Genomic DNA, 1,567 nt, shown 5'->3' on the forward strand with positions numbered 1-1,567 from the left:
CTCAGCCCTCGGGCACTCGCCAAAGCGGCCTCCACCAGACGCAGGGTGGCGGCCACCACAGCGTCCAGATAAAAGCCGCGCGCGGCCCCCCAGTCGGCGCACTCGCGCCCGATCAGCAGAGCCTGCGCCGAGACAGCATCCTGTTCCAGCGACCACACCAAGGCCTCGTTGCGCACCGTGCTGTAGCGGGCGAAGACCCGCAGCACCTCGCCCAGATTGGGCGCCGTGACGGCTGCATAGCCGATCAGCCCATGCATGGACACCTGGGTCTGCCCGCCCAGATCCAGGCCCAGCCAAGGGCGGCCGGAGGCGGCCATGGCCGCCAGCACCAGGCGCCGGGTCGTCTCCAGGGACAACGGTCGTTCATCCTGCGCCAGGCCCTGGGCGTCCAGTCCTGCAGCCGCCAGCACCGGCCCGGTGTCCACCGCCAGCTGTTCCAGCAGACGGCGCAGCATCCGGGCGTAGACCGGGTGGATGAGCGCATCGGTGGCAGGCAGGCGGGCAGCGGCAGGCATGAACGACGAAAGCCAAAGGGAGGTGGGCCGGAGAAACCCGCGGCTGTCACTTTATGACGATCCGCTGTCAGAACCATCGGTGGAAGCACGCAGCCGACCTTCGGACACTGCCGCCCATCTCGACCTCCCCGCTTGAGCATGTCCAGCACCTCCCTCCCCTCACAGGCCTTCGATTACGTCATCGTCGGCGGCGGCAGCGCCGGCTCGGTGCTGGCCAGCCGGCTCAGCGAAGACCCCGCCGTCTCCGTCGCCCTGCTCGAAGCCGGCCCGGCCGACCGCAGCGTGCTGATCCACTGCCCCGCCGGCCTGGGCGTGATGGCCCGCACCGGTCAGGCCAACTGGTGCTTCGAGACCACGCCCCAGCCCGGTCTGAATGGCCGCCGCGGCTACCAGCCCCGGGGCAAGGTGCTGGGCGGCTCCAGCTCCATCAACGCGATGATCTACATCCGCGGCCACCGCAGCGATTACGACGCCTGGGCCGCCGCCGGCAACCCCGGCTGGGAGTGGGACGCCGTGCTGCCCTGGTTCAAGCGGGCCGAGGACAATGCCCGCGGCGCCGACGCCTGGCACGGCCAGGGCGGCCCGCTGCATGTGATGGACCTGTGCGACCCCAACCCGCTGTCACGCCGCTTCGTCGAGGCGGGGCGCCAGGCCGGCTGGCCCGAGAACCCGGACTTCAACGGTGCCGCCTTCGAGGGCGTGGGCATGTACCAGGTCACCCACAAGAACGGCGAGCGCTTCAGCGCCGCCAAGGGCTATCTGCGCCCCCACCTGGGTCGCCCCAACCTGCACGTCTTCACCGAGGCCCGGGCTGAGCGGCTCATCCTCGAAGGCCGGCAGGTGCGCGGTGTGGAACTGCTGCAGGGCGGCCAGCGCCTGCGGCTGATGGCCCGCCAGGAGGTGGCCCTGTGCGCCGGCGCCTTCCAGTCGCCGCAGCTGCTGATGCTCTCGGGCGTGGGCGACCCGGCCGAGCTGCAACGCCATGGCATCACGGTGCGCCATGCCATGCCCGGCGTGGGCCGCAACCTGCACGACCACCCGGACGTGGTGAT

The 1,567-nt window shown here is 71.0% G+C and carries 2 protein-coding genes; one reads left to right on the top strand and one right to left on the bottom strand.

What is annotated here, in order from left to right; all coding sequences use genetic code 11:
- Nucleotides 1-515: AraC family transcriptional regulator ligand-binding domain-containing protein (locus tag I73_RS28090; RefSeq protein ID WP_022981322.1), on the bottom strand; the 515-nt coding region annotated here is incomplete at its 3' end.
- Nucleotides 516-653: 138 nt separating this feature from the next.
- Here I73_RS28090 and I73_RS14760 point away from each other — a divergent pair.
- The coding region (locus I73_RS14760; protein ID WP_022981323.1) for a GMC family oxidoreductase at nucleotides 654-1,567 on the top strand (914 nt) is incomplete at its 3' end.

It is taken from the genome of Ideonella sp. B508-1, from assembly GCF_000333615.1.
Classification (GTDB): domain Bacteria; phylum Pseudomonadota; class Gammaproteobacteria; order Burkholderiales; family Burkholderiaceae_C; genus Ideonella.